This is a genomic window from Paenibacillus sp. A3M_27_13 (genome assembly GCF_024213315.1).
GTDB lineage: Bacteria > Bacillota > Bacilli > Paenibacillales > Paenibacillaceae > Paenibacillus > Paenibacillus polymyxa_B.
In genome coordinates this window covers 350,510-372,076 of the sequence record NZ_JANAVE010000001.1, presented here as the reverse complement: position 1 = coordinate 372,076, position 21,567 = coordinate 350,510, and the positions used below count along the sequence as shown (strand labels likewise).

Genomic DNA, 21,567 nt, shown 5'->3' with positions numbered 1-21,567 from the left:
AGAATGGCGTCTACATGAAAAGTAGCTGTACGCAGCAGATTATCATTTTAAGGTAAGTAGGAGTGCGCGGATGTAAATACCTATCGTGGTATTCATACCGCGCTTTTTTGTGTTGAAGTATAGGTGATATTTGGGTGAATGTTGACATTTACATAAGAGATGATAAAATAATAGTTATGAATAAATAACATTTCGTATGCAAATAGTTTCTAGTATATGTATATGTATATGTATATGTATATGTATATGTATATGTATATGAATATGGATTGTCAATTGGATATTAGAAAGAAGGATGGTTCCAGTGAGTGATAGAGAGGAAGACAGACTTGAGGTGTACCGGATTATTCAATCGGTAAGGGAGGTTAACAAAACGATATTTTATTCCTTCTGGAATGAGGAGCAGCATTTGGATCTGACGGCCATTCAGCATATGGCTTTGGCAATTCTGAATAAACGCCCCAACATCGGATTATCCGAGCTGGCAGACATAGCGCATGTGGGAAGCAGCTCTATGAGTGGGGTAGTTGACCGCTTGACCAAGGCGGGATATATTGCTCGCGGACGGCATGAGCATGACCGTAGATCCTTAGTGCTGACGCTTACGCCAGAAGGAAAAGATATCATGCAAAAAGTAGACGCCATGTGGATGGAGCGCGTCTTGCCCATTCTGGACATCCCGAAGGAGCAGCTAGAGATGGTCCTGGATATCCATAAACAAATGATCATGAAATTAACACCGAAGGGAATGAATCAACTTGAGCAGTCCTCAAATGACACTACCAGGTAATGTACGCAGAGCACCCATTGTGGCCGCTCTGCTGATTGGCGCGATTGTAGCGATATTAAATCAGACGTTGATCAGTGTGGCTTTACCGAAAATGATGAGTGATTTGAATATAGATGCCAATATAGCTCAGTGGCTTAGTACGGGCTTTATGCTCGTGAATGGGGTATTGATCCCGGTGACCGCGTTCTTGATTGCCCGTTTCTCCACTCGTAAATTGTTTATTAGCGCGATGACTATTTTTTCAATAGGCACGCTGTTATGTGCTGTAGCTCCAAGCTTCAGCATATTGCTGATCGGTCGGCTTATTCAGGCCGCGGGAGCAGGTATCATGATGCCCTTAATGATGGTGGTTATCTTGAACATCTACCCAATAGAGCGTCGTGGCCGGGCGATGGGAACCTTGGGGATTGCGATGGGTTTTGCTCCAGCCATTGGGCCAACCTTATCCGGTTATATAGTACAGCATTATGACTGGCGGGTTTTGTTCTGGATCATCCTGCCGATTTCAGTGATTTCGATTGTGATCGGATTTATTTTTCTGAAAAATGTAACGGAGCAGTCCAAGCCAAAGCTGGACATTCCCGGCATCATTTTGTCTACGCTCGGTTTCGGTGGAATATTATACGGCTTTAGTGATGCAGGAACATCGGGTTGGGGAAGTATTCCGGTCCTGTCTACGCTTATCGTTGGGACTATTGCGCTTATTTTGTTTATTGTTCGCCAACTGAAGGCAGATGAGCCTATGCTGGAGTTCCGTATCTTTAAATACGATGTGTACAGCTTGACGACAATCATTAACGTGATTGTGACGATGGCTTTGTACGCCGGTATGATATTGCTTCCGATTTATTTGCAAAATATTCGGGGGTTTACACCGCTCCAGTCCGGTATGCTAATGTTACCGGGAGCGATTCTGATGGGGCTCATGTCTCCTGTAACGGGGGCTATTTTTGACCGAATCGGAGCACGCTGGTTGTCTGTAATTGGCTTGCTGATCATGGCTATAACGACTTGGGAATTTACACGGTTGACCGAAACAACCACCTATATGACACTGTTAATTAATTATACGGTGCGGATGTTCGGGATGTCGTTGCTGATGATGCCGATCCAAACAGCCGGGTTGAATCAGCTTCCGCAACGATTGAATGCACATGGTACGGCGATGAGTAACACGCTGCGTATGATTTCTGGCTCGATTGGGACGGCAATTCTGGTGACAGTGATGTCAACACAGAGCAGCAACCGTTTGACATCGATTGTTACATCTGAGGGACTGACCGTGACAGATAAAGCGGGGATGCTGGCTGCAGGCAACCAAGCTACAATTTATGGGATTAACTCGGCTTTTATCATTGCAACAGTGTTGAGTGTGGCCGCTCTGATTTTAGCGTTTTTCATCAAAAATACGAATGCACAAAACGCCCATCCCCGTCAACAGCTGGTAAACAGCAAGAAGGGGCAGTCCGTGGCTTCCTCGTCATAAAAGGATGGGATGACGCATTAATTTAATTTTCTGCAAAAAAAAGAACCTGCAATGCATGTTTGTTTACATGCGTTGCAGGTTCTTTGTGCAAATGGGGTTGAAGATGTTGATATCCAGATAGGGCAGGGCTTTCCGGTTCAAATTTCAGACGTAATCATGTTCTCATAAAGCGACCGGGGCCATTCATTCCATGGAAATTGGACTGGAGGTAACGAGTGAAATCTCATATCGTCCTTGCTAACCGGATGCGGTGCTCCAGCGAGTAAGGACCAGAGCGCGAGCTGTTGACCGGGCCGGCTCAGATTACCGCCATATTTTTGGTCACCGTAGAGGGGACAGCCGATCGCCTGCATTTGCACACGAATTTGGTGTGAGCGTCCGGTGTGCAACTTAATCTGCACGAGACTGAGTCCATCTGCTTGTCCGATCATGCGGTACTCCAAAATGGCTTCCTTCGCACCAGCCGTGCCAGGCCGAACCGCTTGAACCGTGTTGGTACGGCTATCCTTTAGCAGATAATGGGTTAGACGGCCCTGTGGGGCCGTAGGAACGCCATTCAGAACTGCTGTATACAGTTTGTGAAAATGACGACTTCGAACCGACTCAGACAGGCGAGAAGCAGCTTTGGACGTCTTAGCAAAAATCATGGCTCCACCTACAGGCCGATCCAGTCTGTGAACTAAACCCAAAAAAACGTTACCAGGCTTATTGTGTCTAATTTTTAGATCTTCCTTGAGTAAAGACAACAGATCAGGATCACCACTGGCATCCTCTTGCGTTGGAACATTGACAGGCTTTACAACCGCCAAAACATGATTGTCCTCATAGAGGACAGGAATATTCGGCTGTGCATGCTCATGCCGGGTAAGTTCATTTTGAGTCATAAGAGGAATTTAAGCCTCCCAGCGTCCGAGAATACCACAAGGCAAATTCAATCCCGAGCGTGTGATCGGCAATCCAATTTCACCAGCGCTAATTTGGCCGCCGTACTTTTGTTGCATGGTCATGCTCAGCATGTTGCGCAATACAGTAGGCGAAATACCTGTAGTATAAGAGTTAATCAGCATGAACAGCGGTTGATCTGAAATAATGCTCATGCAGGATTCGAGAAACGGGTATAAGCTTTCTTCAAGCTTCCAAGTTTCTCCGTTTGGTCCGCGTCCGTAAGAAGGAGGGTCCATAATAATGGCATCATAACGGTTGCCCCGACGTTGTTCTCGTTGCACGAACTTGAATACGTCGTCCGTAATGAAGCGTACCGGACGGTCAGCCAGACCGGACAATTGAACGTTTTCCTTTGCCCACTGCACCATGCCTTTGGCGGCATCCACGTGAACTACACTAGCTCCAGCATACGCAGCAGCAGTCGTGGCTCCTCCCGTGTATGCAAACAGGTTCAGTACGGAAATTGGTCTGCCTGCGCCTTTGATTTTATCCATCATCCAGCTCCAGTTCGCTGCTTGCTCTGGAAAAAGACCGGTATGCTTGAAGCTGGTCGGTTTAATGTGGAATTTAAGCGGTCCATAGCTAATTGTCCAGCGCTCGGGGATAGGTTTTTTCATATCCCAGTTGCCACCACCGGAGGAACTACGGTGGTAATGTCCATGAACATTACGCCATTCGGCTGTTTCCTGGGCCAAAGGCCATATGATTTGCGGATCGGGACGACGCAGGACAATATCACCCCAACGTTCCAGTTTTTCACCACCGCCTGTATCCATTACTTCATAGTCTTTCCATTCTTGTGCTACATACATGTACAATCCATCCTTCAGCAGTCAATTCAGGATTCAGGCAGCAAGCTGCACAGAAATCCCCATATGGAGTCTATTGTACAACAAACCTCAGCAACAATCGAATGATTACATAAATAAGTAAGTAGTCAAATGGTCCAAAATATTTTTTCTAGGATGTACTTGTAATTATAGCGCTTCCATATTAAAATGAAATCAATCCCACTTGTACGTACAACCATCCGTTTTTTATCATAATAATGAAAAACGGATTGTATTGTACGTACATAATATTTTTTTATCAACACAGCTGAAGTTCTACTTAATTAAACACAAACTGCCTAAACTGCCTGTAGCCAGCGTTTTGTGGTAGACGAAGCCTTCGTTCGAAGCTTCTGCCGAAGCGTGGATTCATGTTGGCGGAGCGCATTATAAGGTAATGACCTATGTTGTAACTAATAATTTGTTTATCCATAGAGTTTATCTGCCAACAGCCGCATGTAATGCGGCTGTTTTGCGTATATTTCCATAAGATTAAACCTAGTTTTTGAAATTAACATTTGACAATGAGAATCATTATCAAATATTATTTGAGTAACAGGGAGTGAAAGCATCCCATATTTCAAATAAAGGTGAGGGATGAACTTGGGTAAAATCATGATTGCTTATGCCAGTTTGACAGGTAATACAGAGGAAATCGCGGAATTGATCGCCGAGGGCGTCCGTCAGGCAGGGCACGAGGCGGAGTTGAAGGCTTCGTATGATTGCAGCGCGCAAGAACTGCTCGCATATGACGGGTTCCTACTGGGTGTATATACATGGGGAGATGGTGAGCTTCCTGATGAATTTTTGGATTTTTACGAGGAACTAGACGAGCTTGATTTGTCTGGTAAAAAGACCGCAGTATTTGGCAGTGGAGATACATCTTATACGCAATTCTGTGGCGCAGTGGACTTGGTAGAGGAAAAAGTCAAAGAACGCGGCGCATCGGTCATTCAGGAGAGTCTGAAGATTGAATTTAATCCATTGGATGATGATAAGGAGAATTGCCGAGCTTACGGAAGACAATTTGCACAGGCGGGTATTGGGGTGTCCTGAGAAGAGAGTGAGGGATAGGTATGCGCAATAGCGATGGCTTAAGCGCCTTTCCTCTTCTGCACGACTATCAGCTTGAGGAGATGTGGAGAACTCCACAGCCAATTCGTCAATCACAGAGGAAAAGAGGGCGTGAGGGTTGGAATTGGCGGCAACGGGTTCAATATGCAATAGGGCATGCGCTGAACGAATACTTTGGAATGGAAGTAGAGGTGCGGCGGGAAGTCCCTGTCCAGTATGTGCTGGAGAAATGGTGGCCCAAGCAGTCAGACAGCTTTGAATCTTTGTTCCATTATTGGGATGTCAAAAATAAAGTGTCAGGTGAGTTGTCAAAAATTTGTGGCTTAAATAATGACTTGCTGGTACCTGTAATGCTGTATGAACAATTTTGTACGTCTGTGCCTGAGTTAGAGGTCAATATTTCGCTTATTGTTCAGGCTGCTTGGCAACTATCAGCAGAAGCAGATTCCCTGCTCATTCAAAAGTACATCGTTGACTATAACCCTAACGTTATTAGTACGTTCCAACATATGACAAATGTATTTTGTTATTATGCATTTGGAGCTCTTCCTCAGCTTATTGAGGTATATTGTCTGCTAGAAGGCAAGAAGGTCCGTTTCATTCCGGGACCTGCTTCTTTACAGCAATCTCTGGATTACGTGCGGCTATTACGGGATTCCAAAGAGGATGTACATGGGACGACAGAACGCTGCCGTTGCGGGGGTTGCATGGAAAAGCAAGCTTCTCAAGGGAATAGAATGAATAGGAACACGAAGGAAGGGCAGGGGGCGAAAAACTGCAAACAACGGTCAGCTGTACCTACACCTTTCTCATAACGTTACTGTGTAACCCTTTAATTGTAAACTATCCCTTTTCGTGAAAGAGCCTTGGAAACAAGGCTCTTTTTTATGAAAAAAATTATGAAAAAACTGAAAATTTATGTTGCCTGAATAGATAAATATATCTATAATATTTCAATGTACAATAGTTATATGAAAATATTTAAATATAAAAAGACGGTTTGTGGATCATGGATCAGATTGTCCTATGTACATAAAGTTAGTCCTGTCTTTTGCATGGAATGTTGCCATGTGTTTATTTACGTTCTCTATTTGGTTTAATGGCCTAATATTTCAATTTTAAAATATTAGCGTTGAATAATAAAATTTTTTGGACAACAGGGGTGGAAGAAGTGAGTAAGAAAACTGTATTGCCAATCCTCATTGTACTGCTCATTCTGAGCGGTGGAGCTATTGGCTACTATTATTGGTATCAAGCAACACACTTTGTTAAAAGTGACGATGCGCGCATTCAAGCCGATCAATATAAGGTAATGCCGCAAATCTCCGGAGAAATTAGCCACATTGATGTGGAAGAAGGAGATGTTGTTCAGCGTAACGAACCGATTGCCGAGCAGGATGTATCGGGGCTGGATGCGAGTATGATCAGCAAGTCCGTACTGCGCGCGCCGATCAACGGAACCGTTATTAAGATTTATTCGAAAGAGCATGAAATCGGATCGCCGGGTAGTGCTGTTGCAACTATGGTGGATATGAACAGCTTGTACGTATCCACGAACATTGAAGAAACCGATATTAACCGTATTAAACCAGGACAGCTTGTTGATATTACGCTTGATGCAGCAGGTGACCAGGTGATTCAGGGTAAAGTTCGTAAAGTGGGCGAAGCCTCCAACGCCGTGTTCTCACTCGTTCCTGCAGTGAACACAAGTGGTAACTTTAACAAGGTGACTCAGCGTGTGCCTGTAGAGATTGCTGTGAACAAGCCGAAGGATATGAAGCTTATCCCTGGAACGAACGTGGAAGTAAAAATTCATACACCTTAAAAAGGAGGGGTCCATGTGGCTGCCAATGATATTGCTGCTGCTCCTTCGACAGATTCTTCCAAAGAACGCTGGCTTGCCTTTTTCGCTATCGTTTTAGGCGCCTTTGTCGCCATTCTGAACAACAGTCTGATCAATGTCGCCATTCCTAGATTGACGACGGATTTAGGATCTACGACGACACGTATTCAGTGGGTTATTACAGGTTACACGCTTGCATCTGGTGTAATTGTACCGATTACCGGATATATGGAGCAGCGCCTCGGATACAAAAAGTTTTTGATTCTTGCGCTCAGCGTGTTTTCGCTGGGAACGGGAATATGTATTTTTGCATGGAGTGATTCTTCCCTGATCGCAGCACGGGTGCTGGCTGGTCTGGGCGGTGGTGTTATTATGCCGCTGAGTATGACGATTATTTACAAAATTATGCCGCGTGAACAAATCGGTATGTCCCTTGGTATATGGGGGATCGCCGCAATGGCAGCGCCGGCTGTAGGGCCTACGCTCAGCGGATATTTAATTGAGTGGTTTAACTGGCGGTTCTTGTTTATTGTCAGTGTGCCAGTTGCTTTATTTGCAATTTTAATGGTTATTCTTCTAATCAAAGAACCGCCTAAAGTAGAGCCGAAGCCGTTTGATCTACCGGGCTTTTTGCTGGCCGCAACTTGTGCCGGAACACTTTTGTACGCACTGACAAACGGACAGCGTGATGGCTGGACTTCTTTTGGAATTGTATCCTTGCTGTTTGTTGCTTTCTGGGCACTTGTTTTTCTGATCTATGTAGAAAGCGGGAAGGATAATGCGGTAATTGAAATCTCATTATTCAAGAATTCAAAATATACGATTAGTGTTATTGCTTCCAGTCTGGTCATGATGGGGATGTACGGAGGAACGTTCCTAACACCGTTGTTTTTGCAAAATATCCAGCGTGTGTCACCGATTGATACCGGTATTATCCTCATTCCACAGGCCATTGCCATGGCGGCTATGATGCCTATTGCCGGGAAGCTGTTCGATAAGTTCGGCATTGTGCCTTTGGGACTTGTGGGCCTGACGCTAACCAGCTTTATGACCTATCATCTTCACCAGCTTACGCCAGATACTTCGCATGCCTGGTTGGAAACCGTAATGGCATTACGGGGTCTGGGAATTGGTATTTGCATGATGCCATTGTCCACGGTCGGCATGAATGCCGTTCATCCGAGCAAGGTAGCCAATGCGTCTACAGCGTCCAATCTGGTACGTACTGTGGCTGCATCTATGGCGATTGCGGTGCTAACCGCCATTATGCAAAGCCGTTCGGCTGCTCATGCCCAGCAAATTTCGGAGTCCATTACACCAGACTCGGCTCATACGCTACAAGCGACATTGGGCAGCTCATGGATGTCATCCATAAGTAGTTTAATCACACTGGATGCTACATCAAGAGGAATTGGGGATACGTTCCTCATTTCATCCATACCGCTGTTTTGCACGATTCCACTAATCTTTTTGTTTATTCAGAGGAAGAAAGCAAAGACACAGCCGGAAGCATAACCAAAGAACTATAAAATACGACTGGATGGCTTACATTATTTCCACGGACAGAAAGAAAGGGAATTATCATGAAAATATTGAGAGTAGAAAGTACATTAGCGGCTTTAGTGCTCGGCGGCGCAGTGCTGGCAGGCTGCTCCAGTAATAGCGGGGCGGCTCAGGATATGGTCGTTCCGGTTAAAATCAGCCAAGCACAGCAGGGAATTATCGGACAGGGAAATATTTATACAGGAACCGTAACACCTTCGGAGACGGTGAACATCGTGCCTAAAGTGGGCGGCAAAGTGGTTGAACTGCCTGTGGATATTGGCACCGAGGTTAAAAAGGGTCAAGTACTGTTCAAGCTTGATGATAAGGACATGCGGAATAATGTTGCGAAAGCCCGCGCCGCAGCAGCTGCGGCAGCAGCCGGAGTAAGCACCGCTCAAGCATCCCACGAATCTACGATGGTTCAAGCAAACTCGGGCTTAGTGCAGTCCAAGAGCGGCGTGATTCAATCCCAAAGCGCAATCAATCAGGCACAGGGGGCTATTAATCAAGCCACTACAGCCGTAGAACAAGCAACACATGGTGTCTCCTCGGCAGCCAATACGGTGAAACAAACGCAGCAAGCTTTGGCAGATGCACAGAAAAATGTAACACGCACACAAAGTCTATTTGATGCAGGTGCGAGTACCCAAGCACAATTAGAACAAGCCAAAACAGCAGTTGTGAATGCGGAAGCGGCTTACAATAATGCACAAAATGCTCAGGCTAATGCGCAAGATCAGTTGGTAGCTGCGCAGAAGGCCCTAACTACAGCTCGCAACAGCTATGATTCAGCAAAAAATAGCTATAGTAATGCCAATAGCGGTTACAGTAATGCGCAAAATCAGCTCAAAGTATCTCAAAATACTGCGGTTATCGAGTCCAGCCAACAATCTTTTAAGCAGGCTCAGCTGAATGTGAACATTGCTCAGGATGCATTGGATGACACCGTTGTTACATCACCGATCAATGGTATTGTGGGTACGAAAAATGCAGAAGTGGGCGAAATGGTATCCGCTCAGTCTCCTGCACTGGTCATCGCTAATCTGAGTACAGTCAATACTTTGATCTATGTTCCAGCGGAACAGATCAACAATGTAAAAGCAGGTGACAAGGTACAGGTTCGTGTTGCAGCTTCCAACATTGTAACAACAGGTACAGTTAAAAATGTAAGCCCGTTGGATGCAAGTGGAAAAGGCTATCCTGTAAAAATCTCAGTAGCGAATCCAGACACGAAACTGAAATCCGGTATGTTGGCTGATATCAGCTTTGTCGCTGCCAATGCACAAGAAGGCATTGTGGTTCCTACTGCGGCAGTTCAAAAGGATCAAGGTAAAGAATATGTATATGTTGTAAACGGAGACCATGCGAAACGTAAGGAAGTGAAGACTGTTCAGACGGCAGGTTCCCAAACACTCGTTACCAGTGGTTTGAGCAATGAGGAGAATGTGATCGTGAATAATCTGGCATTGCTGTCCGATAACTCACCGATTACAATTAGCCAATAATTTGGCTCTAAACTCACGTACTATATAATAGTAGAAGTTTATTGTGAATATGCAAGACAGCCTTCTTAGCGGGCTGTCTTGTTTTTATTTCATTGAGCACATTTTACATAGGATTGATGTCGATATAGGACTATTTTTGACGAACATTGGTAGAATAGGATAGACTAAATTGGAAATAGATAGTTTACGAGATCTCAGACAAGCGATCGGAGGAATTGTAAGATGGAAGTGAAATTGGTAGTGGATTATGAAGCTTATGAGAATGGCCAAACGATGGCTAAATCTATTGAGGAACTGGCAGCCAAGCCGGAGAGCGCGCAAATTACTGATCTCATCATTGGAGATTGGGGCGGCGCCTATGAAAGTTCACCAGAGGATTTTATCCCAGTGTTAGTGAAGCTCAAAGATCAATTCCCTAAGATACGCAAACTGTTTATTGGTGATATGGAATATGATGAGTGTGAGGTTTCATGGATTAACCAGACGAATCTGTCCCCGTTGTTAGAAGCGTTTCCAGCATTGGAGTCCTTTCATATCAAAGGAAGCCAGGACCTGAGCTTGGAGCCGCTTCGTCATAGCCATCTTCAGGAATTGGTTATTATCTGTGGTGGCCTGCCTGCGAGGGTTCTTCAGCAAATACGTAATGCCGAACTGCCTGAACTGCGCAAGCTGGAACTGTATTTGGGTGTCGAGGACTATGGTTTTGACGGTAACCTCAATGATATTTTGCCGTTCTTGGACAGCAATCCTTTTCCCAAACTTACATACTTGGGACTCAAAGATAGTGAAATACAGGATGAAATTGCAATTGCAGCAGCTAATGCCCCTGTGATTGGACAGCTGGAAGTGCTGGATCTCTCACAAGGTACGTTGTCTGATAAAGGTGCAGAAGCGCTGCTGGCTAGTGAAAGTATAAAAGGGCTGAAGCATCTGGATTTGAGCTATCATTATATGTCTAGTGAAATGATGCAACGTTGGAAAAGCTCGGGTCTATCTGTGAACGTGGAAGATCAACAAGAAGCGGATGAGGAAGATGATTGGCGCTATCCATCACTGACTGAGTAATTTGTTAAATGGATTTCTAAAACGGACTGTTTTCAAAATTAAAATGATCTAAAGTGAGGCGGCTCTATGGTTAGGATGTCAGACTGTAATGTCAGCGAGCCGTTTATCTTGTTCGGTAATCCGGGGAATCGTCGAACTACCGGGCTGCAGGAGGCGCGAAGCAGATTAAAGCTTCCGCCCGCTCTGGAGGTTTCCTATAAGAATGTGCTGGAAGCTATTCGGCAGAAACAAGGTCTGAGCGAGCTGATGTTGCGAATAGCTGCACGAGCTACGCAGGATAGCGTGAATGGCAGTTCTTTTGTGCAAGAGAGCATTGATCAGTTACTGGCGGGGCAGATGGACAGTGGTCCGCTGCTTCGTCTGGATGCACCGGGCGAAAACTTTGAGGTAGAGCGTGAGTTGATTGCTCTGGGCGCCTCGGATGTTGAGGGAGACGATTCTCTGTTGCCATGGCCCGAATGGACACAAGGCACAGGTATAGCGGCGGCAGAAGCGCGACGTCTGCAGGAGCAGCACGGTCGTATTTGGCACCCGGCACAATGGTTCCGGGGCTATTGCCGTCTGCTGGCCTGGCTGCGGGATGAAGTGGCTCTGCTCTGGCCCTCGTCACACTGGATGAATGATCCGGCGGAAGTGGCCGTGATGTTCGACAAACGGCGTTGTAGCGCCGATTTAGGCAAGGCAGACATAAGGGTCCCGCCAGTACTTGCATCTTCAGGTGGTGCATTTCGTGATGTTGATGATCTGCACACGGCAATGAAGGAGAGCGGGTTTCACCGCGTATTTGTGAAAATATTTTGTGGGTCCGGTGCTTCTGGTGTCATGGCCTATCAGGTACATCCCCATACACACGCGGAACTGGCGGTGACCACGATTGGAACGGAAATCATACACGGACAGCGCGTGTATTATAATGCCGGACGATTACGTCGTTATACGAATAAGCAGGACATTCATGCTATCCTTAACTGGCTATGCCTGGAAGGGGTACATGTGGAGCGCTGGATTCCCAAAGCGACCCTGAACGGGCGTGTTTATGATGTGCGTCAACTCGTGTGCGGATCAGAAGCTTGCCATGCGGTTTTGCGTTTGAGCCACAGTCCCATTACCAATTTGCATTTGCGTAATGAGCGGCTCTCGCTGAAGGAAGCCGGATTACCACAGAGTACGGTGGAATCGGTCCAGCTTACTGCGAAAGCTGCTATGAGTGTTTTTCCGGCGTCCATGGTCGCTGGGCTGGATGTGCTTGTTCCGGCTCATGGGGGTCGTCCCTATGTGTTGGATGTTAATCCGTTCGGTGATTTGCTGTACCGGGTTGAACATCAGGGTTGGAATCCGTATGAATGGGAAATGCAGCACCTCGCTAATAGGAGCGTGGTTAGGGAAAGGAAAGACAGATATGACTGATATGAACCAAATTGTCGGCTCTCATGATATTGTCATGATTACGCTGGATACCCTGCGTTATGATGTAGCAAAGCTGGAGGAAGAGAACTGTCCGAATTTGTGTGGCTCCGGGTCGTGGGAAAAGCGCCATACACCGGGTAGCTTTACCTATGCTGCACATCATGCTTTTTTTGGCGGATTTTTGCCGACTCCGGCGAATACGGATAAGACTTCACATATCCGTCTGTTTCACACAAAGGATACGGGGCTGCGTACGCATCCACATACCTGGCTGTTCGATGCCCCGGATATTGTGTCCGGGCTAGAGGGTGAAGGTTATCGGACCATCTGTATCGGCGGCGTTATTTTTTTCACGAAGAAAAATAAGCTTGCCAAGGTGCTGCCTGGATATTTTCAAGAAAGCTACTGGCGTATGAACTTTGGCGTTACCAACCCCCGTTCGACGGAGAATCAGGTGAATCATGCTCTGAAACTGTTGGGGAATACAGACCCGTCGCAGCGCTTGTTTTTGTTTCTGAATGTATCAGCGATTCATGGGCCAAATCATTATTTTGTGAAGGGCTCTGCTAAAGATTCAGTGGAGTCTCAACGGGCAGCCTTGCGGTATGTGGATGGTGAACTTGGACGTTTGTTTGATGCCTTACGAAATCGGGGCAAAACGTTTTGTATGGTTTTTTCCGATCATGGTACAGCTTATGGGGAAGACGGCTATGAAGGACATCGTCTGGCGCATGAGGTAGTCTGGAATGTGCCTTACCGCGAATTTATATTATAGAGCAAATAGAAATATAGATTGCACTGGTAAAATATCAAGAAATCAATCCAGCGCGAGGAAGGAGCAGAAATGAAAGCCATGAATCTGAATCACTCGCATCCAACGGGTGCGGCAGCCCCGGAGATAGATACAAACTTAACACCGTCTAGGTTTCAGTGGCCTGAAACTCCTGTTGAATGGGCACGCACGATCCGTGAAGCTCCCTATCGCTCCTATCTGTACTCCTACCCACATAAAACGGCCTATCGTCCGTTTGATACACCGCTCTCGTTGCAGGAATTGTGGGAGAAGGAGGAGTTAGAAAGCTATTTTTTGTATATGCATATTCCATTTTGCGCGGCTCGCTGTGGATTTTGTAACCTCTTCACTTTGCCGGACAAGCGTCTGGATGTACATAAGGAGTATGTGGATGCGCTAGAAAGACAAGCCAAGCAATGGGCACCAATTATGGGCCGTCGGCCTTTTTCGCGTTTTGCGATTGGCGGCGGTACACCGACCTTACTGGAGGCTCCTTTGGTGGAGCGCTTGTTTGACATTGCGGAAAATATAATGGGACTGGACCCTAAACGAGCTTCTATTTCGGTGGAAACCTCTCCCGATACTGTGACTGAGGATAGGTTGGAGGTGCTCAAGCGCCGCGGGACAGATCGTGTCAGCATGGGAATTCAGAGCTTTGTGGAATCAGAAAGTGCCGCCATATACCGACCTCAGAAGCCAAAACTTGTTAGAGAAGCACTTGAGCGGCTGGTGGAATACAACTTTCCTTTGCTGAACGTGGATCTGATCTATGGCCTGCCTGGTCAAACGGTGGAAACCTGGCTGTATTCTTTAGAGGAAGCACTGTCTTACTCGCCAGGAGAGATTTTTCTTTACCCGTTATATATTCGAGAAAATACGATTTTAAAGCCAGGCTATACCGGGCTGGATCATGATATTCGCCTTACTTTGTATGAAGTGGCGCGTGAACAGCTCAAACAGGCAGGATATGTACAATATTCCATGCGCCGTTTTGCTAAAAATGATGGTATATCCAGCAAAGAGCTTTTGCCCTACAGTTGTCAGGAGGAAGGTATGGCCGGTCTGGGGTGTGGTGCACGCTCCTATACACGCAATGTCCACTATGCTAGCCGTTATGGTGTTAGTGCAGCAGCTACGCGTAGTATTATCGCAGATTATGTTGCTGCGGAACGTCATGATCTGGCTGACTACGGCTTTATTTTAAATGTGGATGAGAGGAAGCGACGCTTTATCTTAAAGGCGCTTCTTCATCGGGAAGGTTTGGAGCTATCGGCCTATGCAGAGCGCTTCGGTGTATCCCTGTCGGACGATTTTACAGGAATGTCGTTGCTGCTGGAATCCGGTATGGCTGTCGTCGAGGAGGGTACGCTGCGACTTACAGAGGAAGGAATGGCCTATTCCGATGCGATTGGGGACTGGATGATCTCCACGTCAGTACGTGAGCGCATGGAAGGATATGTAGGCGCATGAGAGCGACCTTATATTATCGTGGTTCGTTGACCTCTTGCAACTATGCTTGCCCTTACTGCCCGTTCAGTAAAAACGTTGATAGTCGGGAAACGTTGAACAATGATCGGGCCCAGTTGGAACGTTTTGCTGATTGGGTACGGGAACAGGGCGCTTTGGGGCATCGTCTCTCTATTTTTTTTAATCCGTATGGAGAAGCCTTAATTCATTCCTGGTATCGCAAGACCATGATTGAGTTTTCCCACATGGCGCATGTGGAAAAAGTGGCGGTACAGACGAATCTATCGACTAAGCTGGATTGGACGCAAGAACTGAACCCGGAGACTGCTGCGCTGTGGGCTACATATCACCCTGGAGAGACGAAAGAGCAAGTTTTTATATCGCAGGCTATAAAGCTATATGAACTTGGTATTTCCTATAGTGTCGGTACCGTCGGGTTAAGACAGGCATTTCCGGCTATTCGTTCCTTACGATCGCAACTTCCAAAGGATGTTTATTTGTGGATCAACGCCTACAAGGATCGCCCCCATTATTATACGGATGCCGAGATGGACGAATTGGCTGTAATCGACCCCTATTTCCAATGGAATTTGCAGGATTACAGCAGTCAGGGGCGAGCATGTCGTGCCGGAGAGGATGTATTTTATGTTCAAGGCGATGGACGTGTAAAGCATTGCTATCAGGATCGACGTGTAATTGGGCATCTGTACAGGGATGGCTTGGAAGGTCTGAGCGGCAAGCGCCCGTGTCGGATGAAAGAATGCGGCTGCTATATCGGCTATATCCATATGGAGGAGCAGCCGTTTCGGGAAATGTACGGTCGCGGCTTGCTCGAAAGGGTGCCGCAAAGGTAGATGAATTCAAACTTCTAATGGTAGCTAAAATACTGTAGTGTGGTATACCGATTTGACTAATGCAAATGAGCCCATCACCGATTGCTTGGAAGTTGATTTATTTCCAATTGGCATCGGGATGGGCTTTTGCTTAACGCCCCCCAAAGATATGACTCATCATAACACAATCGTATGCGGCTTAATGTCTGGGTCATGATTAGCGATCACTTCTATACAGTTAGGTTCATTACTCATATGTTTGACCCACTTCAACGATTCAATGGCCTGTTGTTTATTAACAAGTACACCCTGAAGAATCATTTCCTCCCAAGACTTTTTTGCATATCCTGTATCGCTAGTTAAGAGAACAAATTTCCCGTTATTTTTTACAATAGTAGCTGACAAACCATGGGAATGACCAGGAGTGTGCACAAAAATTAAAGATTCATCACCAAATAAGTCAAATGACTGATGTTGTGGACCATATTCTGATGGTTTAAAAGAGAAGGTCCTGATCGGGACTCCTTCCCACATATGTTGTAAGTAGCGATGTTTGCTTTTGGGCGCGGCTTCCCATTCAATGTCACTAGTCAAAATATTCTTAGCTTTGCTTACCAGTTTAATACCGCTCGCATGATCAATATCGAGATGGCTTAAAATGACATAATCTAAATTCTTTATTTTCACACCCAAATTCTGAAGTTGTTCATCAATTGCCTGACCTTCTGGAAGAATAGCTTTATTAATTTGGTAATGAATTCTACCCATGTATTTGCGCTGATCTTTACGTACATCGGTGTGCCAACCGGTATCAATTAATACGAGGCCCTTAGGATGTTCGATTAAATAAGCGGAAACAGGCAGCTTATTCTGATATTTTTTTGACCTGAAAATCCCTGTAAAAGCAATAGGGTTGAGTGTGTTTTGGTTAAATGGCAGAGCCATGTCGGTTTGAACTTGGCCGCAGTGCAGTACATGAATTTTAATCGTTTCAGACATTATAATAACCTCAGCTTTCGTCAGCAATTTAAATTTCATTAACCGGTTGTTGAATTTAATTTCCTATTAAACCCCTTGACACGATTATGATGTCAAGGGGTTCCATAAATCGAGCATATGATCAATAATTTGTTCCCTGGTAATATCTCTGGAAAGGTCGCTTAATAATTCAATATTGATCAATTTGCTTACAATATCCTGTATACTCATAGACATGAACTGTCTAGCTGCGATTTCAAAGTTCATTTTACGTACTTCGCCTTTTTCATATCTTCTCTGCAAAAAACCTGCGAACCATTGGAGCCGCTCATGAAGTAAATTTGAAAGGTGAATGGTTTCAGAAAGCTCCATCACATCACTTTCTCTGAACAAAATACGCATGAGTTCTATGTCCCCCGTAAACAATTCATTTCCCAATTCATATATCTTTTTCAATGCTTCCTTTAATGGAAGGGATTCTAAATCTGAATTAGATGAATTAAGTTTTCCTAGTTGTTCTTCGAATCCTTCTTGAATAAGAACAGTCAGCAATTCTCTTTTCCCACCAGGAAAATAATGATACAAAATGCCATCTGCCATATTTAATGCTCTATGAATGCTTCTTACTGTAGTTTTATGATAGCCTTCCCTAAAAAACAGTATTTTAGCTTGTTGCAGAATTTTTCGACGTGTTTCTGCAGCTTGGATCTGTCGAGAGTTTTTTGGAGTATGCACTACATACATCATCTTCTTTCATATTCATTAACCGTCCGTTGAATGAAATATATAATAATTAAATTAAAGTGTCAACCGCATTAAGTGCCTGATCAATAAATAAGGATGTGGCTGGGCCTTTACTGGAGCTACGTACTTCACACTATATTTCCACATTTCGAAGAAGCTATAACAAAAAACGGTGTCAAAAAAAGAACCGACCCTTGCATCAAGCAAAGGTCGGTTCTGATGTTGTATAGCGTGCTTAGCACGACTAATCTATGCGAAATGCAGAGTTAGTTCTGGACAATGGCTGTAATTTCTTCGTCCAGATCCAGTCTGACCTGCTCGCGATAGGCACGGATATTGTACTCGGAATGCAGGTATCTCAGAATTGCTTCAATCATATTGGCTTCCACCAGATATTGACTGCGGCCCTGTACATGGACTTCTGCTGAATAACCTGTATCCTCTTCCCAGCTTAATTCTACTGTCACATCAGTGGGCTGGACACCTTTGCGTTCAGCCATATGCAAGCAAATAGCGTTGACAATCTCATCCATACTCAAAATCATAGCTTAGTAACGTCCTCCGCGGGAATCATCTGGTCTGCGACGATTTTTAATAGCACGGTAGATACCTACTCCGGCCATGATCAGGACATAAATGGCGAGAACGTTAACGGCAAGGCCAAGCAAGCTGCCTAATGCGCCCATGTTACCGAACAATCCACCGAAGAGCATACCTGCCAAACCGCCCAGCATCATACCTTTCAGGAATCCGCCGCCACCGCCAAGGAATCCACCAGTTCTGCTTGTATTACCGGCAGTTGCCCCTGACTTGGTTCCGCTATCTGACTTATTGATGCCATTGCTGTCATTCGCCTTGCTTGGTGTAGATTGGTATGATTTAGGCCCGGATTTAAACCCGCCGCCTCGCCTTGCATCAGCTGTAGATGGTGCGATCATAGCAATGAGTAGGGTAAAAGCCATCATCAGCATCATCATATTTTTCAAAGTGAATGTTTTTTTCATGTAAATATATCCCCCTTAGTAAATTTTTTTATAGGTCAAACAACCGCTTACCAGTAATACGAATGGCATGGAAAAGGGTTTCAAAGAATTTTAATTTTTAAAAATTAAATAATAACGTCCCATAAATCCTATGCATGGATTAGCAAAAGCATTCAGCTTTGCGGCTTAAGTGCAAACGGATTAGTGTCCACACTGACATCACCGGCAAGCAGCATGCGCAAAACCATCTGGCACCATTCCAGACCTGCTTTAGCATTCAAAAGCCCTTTTTGTACTAAAATATAGTCACCAAAGTTTTTACTGCCAAAATGTAAATTCTCTGCGGGAATGTTGTTCAGAATATCCTCTAGATGCTGGATTTTCTGAATAAAATGACGTTTGCGTTCCTCCAGCATACGATTGGCACTACTTTTGTCTGTCAACCAAAGACAGAACAGTCGAAGACTTAATTCATCCCGTGTAACCGGAGCAGCTAACGCTTCCTGGGACCATTGCTGAAGCATATGGATTCCCTTGTCGGTAATGGTATACATTTTCTTATCAGGCTTGTCGGACTGCTGAATCCAACGGGAGGCTAGTAGTTCCTTGCCCTCCATACGGGCCAGTAGCGGATAGATCTGACTGTGCTTGGCCTGCCAAAAAGGCTGGATACGCAACATCAGATCATAGCCGGAGGATTCCTCTCTTGCGAGAAGCCCCAACAGACCATACGATAGTAAATTCATAGATCTTATCTCCTTCATCCATCATAGTAACGGTTGTAACAGCACTGCGGCAGGTATTCTGCAGCTTCATGAAAAGTGTACACTGAAACTGTATGGTTTGACAACTTTCAGACAGGTCGTTCACAGGTTAGCCAAAATTGGCTCCTGTCATTCTCCACGTATATGCGTTTTTTTTCATAAAAAAGGGTAGTTTAAGCTCGTATGTACGAGCTTAAACTACCTGGTAACTTTCTGCCGAAGCGTATCCTATTTACTGTTCATTCCCGTCAACGACAAGCGTTAACGCTCCTGTATCTGGATGAATAACCATGCCGTGAACGGGAGCATTAGGGGGGAGAAGCGGGTGATTTTTAATAAGCTTCACGGTAGTTCTTACCCCTTCTTCAATGTTGTCAAAACCTTTCAACCATTTATTTAGCTTAATTCCTGAATTTTCTAATGTATTCAGCACTTCCTGAGAAATTCCGCGATCGAGCATTTCATTGACCATGTGGTCTGCATTTAATGCAGCCATGCCGCATTCATAATGGCCCACGACCACTACTTCGTCTGCTCCCAGCTCATACAGGGCGACTAGTACACTGCGCATTACGCTTCCAAAGGGCTGTGAAATAATCGCACCCGCATTTTTGATGATTTTCACATCACCATTACGCAGGTTCATGGCTTTAGGGAGTAACTCTGTTAGCCGTGTATCCATACAGGTGATAATGACCATTTTTTTATTGGGGAACTTGCCCGTTCTATAGGCCTCGTATTCTTTGTTTTCTACGAAAACACGATTGTACTCTAAAATGTCTTTGATGTGATCCACGATTGTTCCCTCCAGGTTCTTATAAAGTTTGATATGTACAGCCCAACGTTTATTTCAGGTCTTAGGAGCTGGTCGTACATGTTGTGTGTTGATTATACTTTTTAATATAAGTATCATCAAGTATAGGTATTGTAAAGTTTTAACCATTTTAAGTTAAAGAGGTGACCTCAAATATGGCGCAACAGACGTTGGATCAATTGACGGCTTTAAAGGAGCTTGCACACAAAATTAGTAGTTATGGCGAAGCAGTAGGTCTGCTGCACTGGGATTTACGGACTGGTGCCCCGCGAAAGGGCGTTGACATTCGGTCGGAGACGTTAGGTATGCTGTCCACTGAAATGTTCAAGCTGATGATCTCGGATGAAATGGGACAATTGCTGCAATTTTTTGCCCCAGAAGACAAGCTGAAGCAACTGGAGGACAATGATCGCAGATTGGTGGAGGAATGCCGTAAAAATTATGAACTGAATCGTTCGGTTCCGGCAGACCGATATCGGCAGTATAGCATTCTTGCAGCACAGGCAGAGAGCAAGTGGGAGGACGCAAAGGAACATAGCGATTTTGCCGGATTTGAACCGTACTTGTCTAAAATCGTCGACATGAAGCGTGAGTTTATCGGCTACTGGGGTGTTAAGGATACAGAGTATGACACGCTTTTGGATCAATATGAGCCGGGGATGACGGTTGAAAAGCTGGATGCTGTGTTTGATCGTCTCAAAAAGCGCCTTGTGCCCCTATTGTCTAAAATTCAGGCTTCATCGAACCAGCCGGATAAGAGCTTTTTAGATGGTGTGTTTGATGTGAAGCAGCAGGAGAAGTTCAGCCTGTTCATTTTAGGACAGATGGGGTATGACTTTGACGCAGGTCGTTTGGATGAGAGTGTACATCCTTTCGCAACAGGATTAAATCCAGGTGATGTGCGTATAACAACTCATTATCTGCAAGATGATGTAACCAGCGCTATTTTCAGTTCGTTGCATGAAGGAGGCCATGCGCTGTACGAACAAAATATTGCTCCAGAGCTGGCAGGATCACTACTGTCTGGAGGAACCTCTATGGGGATTCATGAATCCCAGTCGCGCTTGTGGGAAAATAAAATCGGACGCAGTCGTGCTTTTTGGGATCGGTATTACGATGATTTGCAACAGCATTTTCCTGATCGTTTGGCGAAGGTTACGGCAGAGCAATTCTACCGGGCAGTCAACCGTGTGGAAAATTCACTGATTCGTATTGAAGCGGATGAGCTAACATATAATTTACATATCATTATCCGTTATGAAATTGAAAAAATGCTGTTTAATGAAAAGCTGGATGTGAAGCGTCTCCCCGAGGTGTGGAATGCGAAATATAAGGACTACCTGGGGCTTCTACCACCGAATGACGGACTGGGCGTACTTCAAGACGTTCACTGGTCCGGTGGTGATTTTGGTTATTTTGCTTCCTACTCGCTTGGCAATATGTATGCAGCGCAAATTTTGGCGACATTACGCAAAGAGTTGCCCAATCTGGATGAATTAATTGCTGCTGGGGAACTTGAGCCGGTCAAGCAATGGCTGACCGAACGTATTTACCGTTACGGCAAGAGTCGGACGCCATCCGAATTGATTGTAGCCATTACAGGTGAGGAGCTGAACCCGGATTATCTCGCCGACTATCTGGAAGAGAAATATACCTCCATATACAAGCTGTAATTTAGAAACTATAAAATAATCATATATG

Annotated in this window: 21 protein-coding genes and 1 pseudogene; 14 read left to right on the top strand and 8 right to left on the bottom strand. The window is 45.2% G+C overall.

The window, feature by feature from the left end; all coding sequences use genetic code 11:
- Positions 1–304: 304 nt before the first annotated feature.
- Positions 305–790, top strand: a complete 486-nt coding sequence (locus NLX82_RS01710; protein WP_023989070.1) for a MarR family winged helix-turn-helix transcriptional regulator — start codon at positions 305–307, stop codon at positions 788–790.
- Positions 774–2,276, top strand: a complete 1,503-nt coding sequence (locus NLX82_RS01705) for a DHA2 family efflux MFS transporter permease subunit (RefSeq protein WP_028540693.1) — start codon at positions 774–776, stop codon at positions 2,274–2,276. The genes NLX82_RS01710 and NLX82_RS01705 overlap by 17 nt, the downstream gene beginning before the upstream one ends.
- Positions 2,277–2,413: 137 nt before the next feature.
- Here NLX82_RS01705 and NLX82_RS01700 read toward each other — a convergent pair whose 3' ends face one another.
- Both NLX82_RS01700 and NLX82_RS01695 read right to left on the bottom strand, forming a co-directional pair.
- Positions 2,414–3,160: an RluA family pseudouridine synthase gene (locus NLX82_RS01700; RefSeq protein WP_023989069.1), complete on the bottom strand. Its 747-nt coding sequence runs from the start codon at positions 3,158–3,160 to the stop codon at positions 2,414–2,416.
- A gap of 9 nt (positions 3,161–3,169) precedes the next feature.
- Entirely contained in the window at positions 3,170–4,033 is an 864-nt protein-coding gene (locus tag NLX82_RS01695) for a class I SAM-dependent methyltransferase (protein ID WP_028540694.1), read from the bottom strand.
- A 364-nt stretch (positions 4,034–4,397) separates the two neighbouring features.
- Here NLX82_RS01695 and NLX82_RS27495 point away from each other — a divergent pair.
- The 11 genes and pseudogenes from NLX82_RS27495 to NLX82_RS01645 form a co-directional block, all read left to right on the top strand.
- Positions 4,398–4,541: pseudogene (locus NLX82_RS27495) on the top strand (hypothetical protein); the annotation flags it as partial.
- 107 nt (positions 4,542–4,648) lie between these two features.
- Positions 4,649–5,107 carry a flavodoxin gene (locus NLX82_RS01690; RefSeq protein ID WP_034095047.1) on the top strand — a complete coding sequence of 153 codons (459 nt, stop codon included), beginning with the start codon at positions 4,649–4,651 and terminating at the stop codon, positions 5,105–5,107.
- A gap of 20 nt (positions 5,108–5,127) precedes the next feature.
- Positions 5,128–5,940 carry a hypothetical protein gene (locus tag NLX82_RS01685; protein ID WP_023989066.1) on the top strand — a complete coding sequence of 271 codons (813 nt, stop codon included), beginning with the start codon at positions 5,128–5,130 and terminating at the stop codon, positions 5,938–5,940.
- A 356-nt stretch (positions 5,941–6,296) separates the two neighbouring features.
- Complete coding sequence (locus NLX82_RS01680; RefSeq protein WP_023989065.1) at positions 6,297–6,950, top strand: HlyD family secretion protein; 654 nt, start codon at positions 6,297–6,299, stop codon at positions 6,948–6,950.
- 15 nt (positions 6,951–6,965) lie between these two features.
- On the top strand, positions 6,966–8,483 hold the full coding sequence (locus NLX82_RS01675; protein WP_023989064.1) for a DHA2 family efflux MFS transporter permease subunit: 1,518 nt from the start codon (positions 6,966–6,968) through the stop codon (positions 8,481–8,483).
- A 68-nt stretch (positions 8,484–8,551) separates the two neighbouring features.
- Positions 8,552–10,018 (top strand): efflux RND transporter periplasmic adaptor subunit, encoded by a 1,467-nt coding sequence (locus NLX82_RS01670; RefSeq protein ID WP_023989063.1) that lies wholly within the window; start codon positions 8,552–8,554, stop codon positions 10,016–10,018.
- A gap of 222 nt (positions 10,019–10,240) precedes the next feature.
- A complete protein-coding gene (locus NLX82_RS01665) occupies positions 10,241–11,083 on the top strand; it encodes an STM4015 family protein (protein WP_023989062.1) in 843 nt (280 codons plus the stop codon).
- Between the two features lie 66 nt (positions 11,084–11,149).
- Positions 11,150–12,490, top strand: coding sequence for an STM4014 family protein (locus NLX82_RS01660; RefSeq protein ID WP_076159241.1), 1,341 nt, complete (start codon positions 11,150–11,152; stop codon positions 12,488–12,490).
- The gene (locus NLX82_RS01655; RefSeq protein ID WP_023989060.1) at positions 12,483–13,265 is read left to right on the top strand and encodes an STM4013/SEN3800 family hydrolase; all 783 of its coding nucleotides are present in this window, start codon (positions 12,483–12,485) and stop codon (positions 13,263–13,265) included. The genes NLX82_RS01660 and NLX82_RS01655 overlap by 8 nt, the downstream gene beginning before the upstream one ends.
- Positions 13,266–13,334: 69 nt before the next feature.
- Positions 13,335–14,753, top strand: a complete 1,419-nt coding sequence (locus NLX82_RS01650; RefSeq protein ID WP_076159238.1) for an STM4012 family radical SAM protein — start codon at positions 13,335–13,337, stop codon at positions 14,751–14,753.
- Positions 14,750–15,604 (top strand): STM4011 family radical SAM protein, encoded by an 855-nt coding sequence (locus NLX82_RS01645; RefSeq protein ID WP_076159235.1) that lies wholly within the window; start codon positions 14,750–14,752, stop codon positions 15,602–15,604. Before NLX82_RS01650 ends, NLX82_RS01645 begins: the two co-directional genes overlap by 4 nt.
- A gap of 156 nt (positions 15,605–15,760) precedes the next feature.
- On the opposite strand, the gene NLX82_RS01640 is transcribed toward NLX82_RS01645, so the two are convergent.
- The 6 genes from NLX82_RS01640 to NLX82_RS01615 all read right to left on the bottom strand — a co-directional run bounded on the left by NLX82_RS01640 (position 15,761) and on the right by NLX82_RS01615 (position 19,848).
- Positions 15,761–16,582: an N-acyl homoserine lactonase family protein gene (locus NLX82_RS01640; RefSeq protein ID WP_044647803.1), complete on the bottom strand. Its 822-nt coding sequence runs from the start codon at positions 16,580–16,582 to the stop codon at positions 15,761–15,763.
- Positions 16,583–16,666: 84 nt separating this feature from the next.
- Positions 16,667–17,296 carry a TetR/AcrR family transcriptional regulator gene (locus NLX82_RS01635; protein ID WP_060628785.1) on the bottom strand — a complete coding sequence of 210 codons (630 nt, stop codon included), beginning with the start codon at positions 17,294–17,296 and terminating at the stop codon, positions 16,667–16,669.
- 275 nt (positions 17,297–17,571) lie between these two features.
- Entirely contained in the window at positions 17,572–17,850 is a 279-nt protein-coding gene (locus tag NLX82_RS01630) for a YxcD family protein (RefSeq protein ID WP_044647775.1), read from the bottom strand.
- A 3-nt stretch (positions 17,851–17,853) separates the two neighbouring features.
- Positions 17,854–18,309, bottom strand: a complete 456-nt coding sequence (locus NLX82_RS01625; RefSeq protein WP_076159232.1) for a hypothetical protein — start codon at positions 18,307–18,309, stop codon at positions 17,854–17,856.
- A gap of 152 nt (positions 18,310–18,461) precedes the next feature.
- Positions 18,462–19,034, bottom strand: coding sequence for a PadR family transcriptional regulator (locus NLX82_RS01620; RefSeq protein WP_076159229.1), 573 nt, complete (start codon positions 19,032–19,034; stop codon positions 18,462–18,464).
- Between the two features lie 250 nt (positions 19,035–19,284).
- Entirely contained in the window at positions 19,285–19,848 is a 564-nt protein-coding gene (locus NLX82_RS01615; RefSeq protein WP_075154367.1) for a beta-class carbonic anhydrase, read from the bottom strand.
- Positions 19,849–20,021: 173 nt separating this feature from the next.
- On the opposite strand from NLX82_RS01615, the gene NLX82_RS01610 reads away from it, so the two are divergent.
- On the top strand, positions 20,022–21,539 hold the full coding sequence (locus NLX82_RS01610; protein ID WP_076159225.1) for a carboxypeptidase M32: 1,518 nt from the start codon (positions 20,022–20,024) through the stop codon (positions 21,537–21,539).
- Positions 21,540–21,567 lie beyond the last annotated feature (28 nt).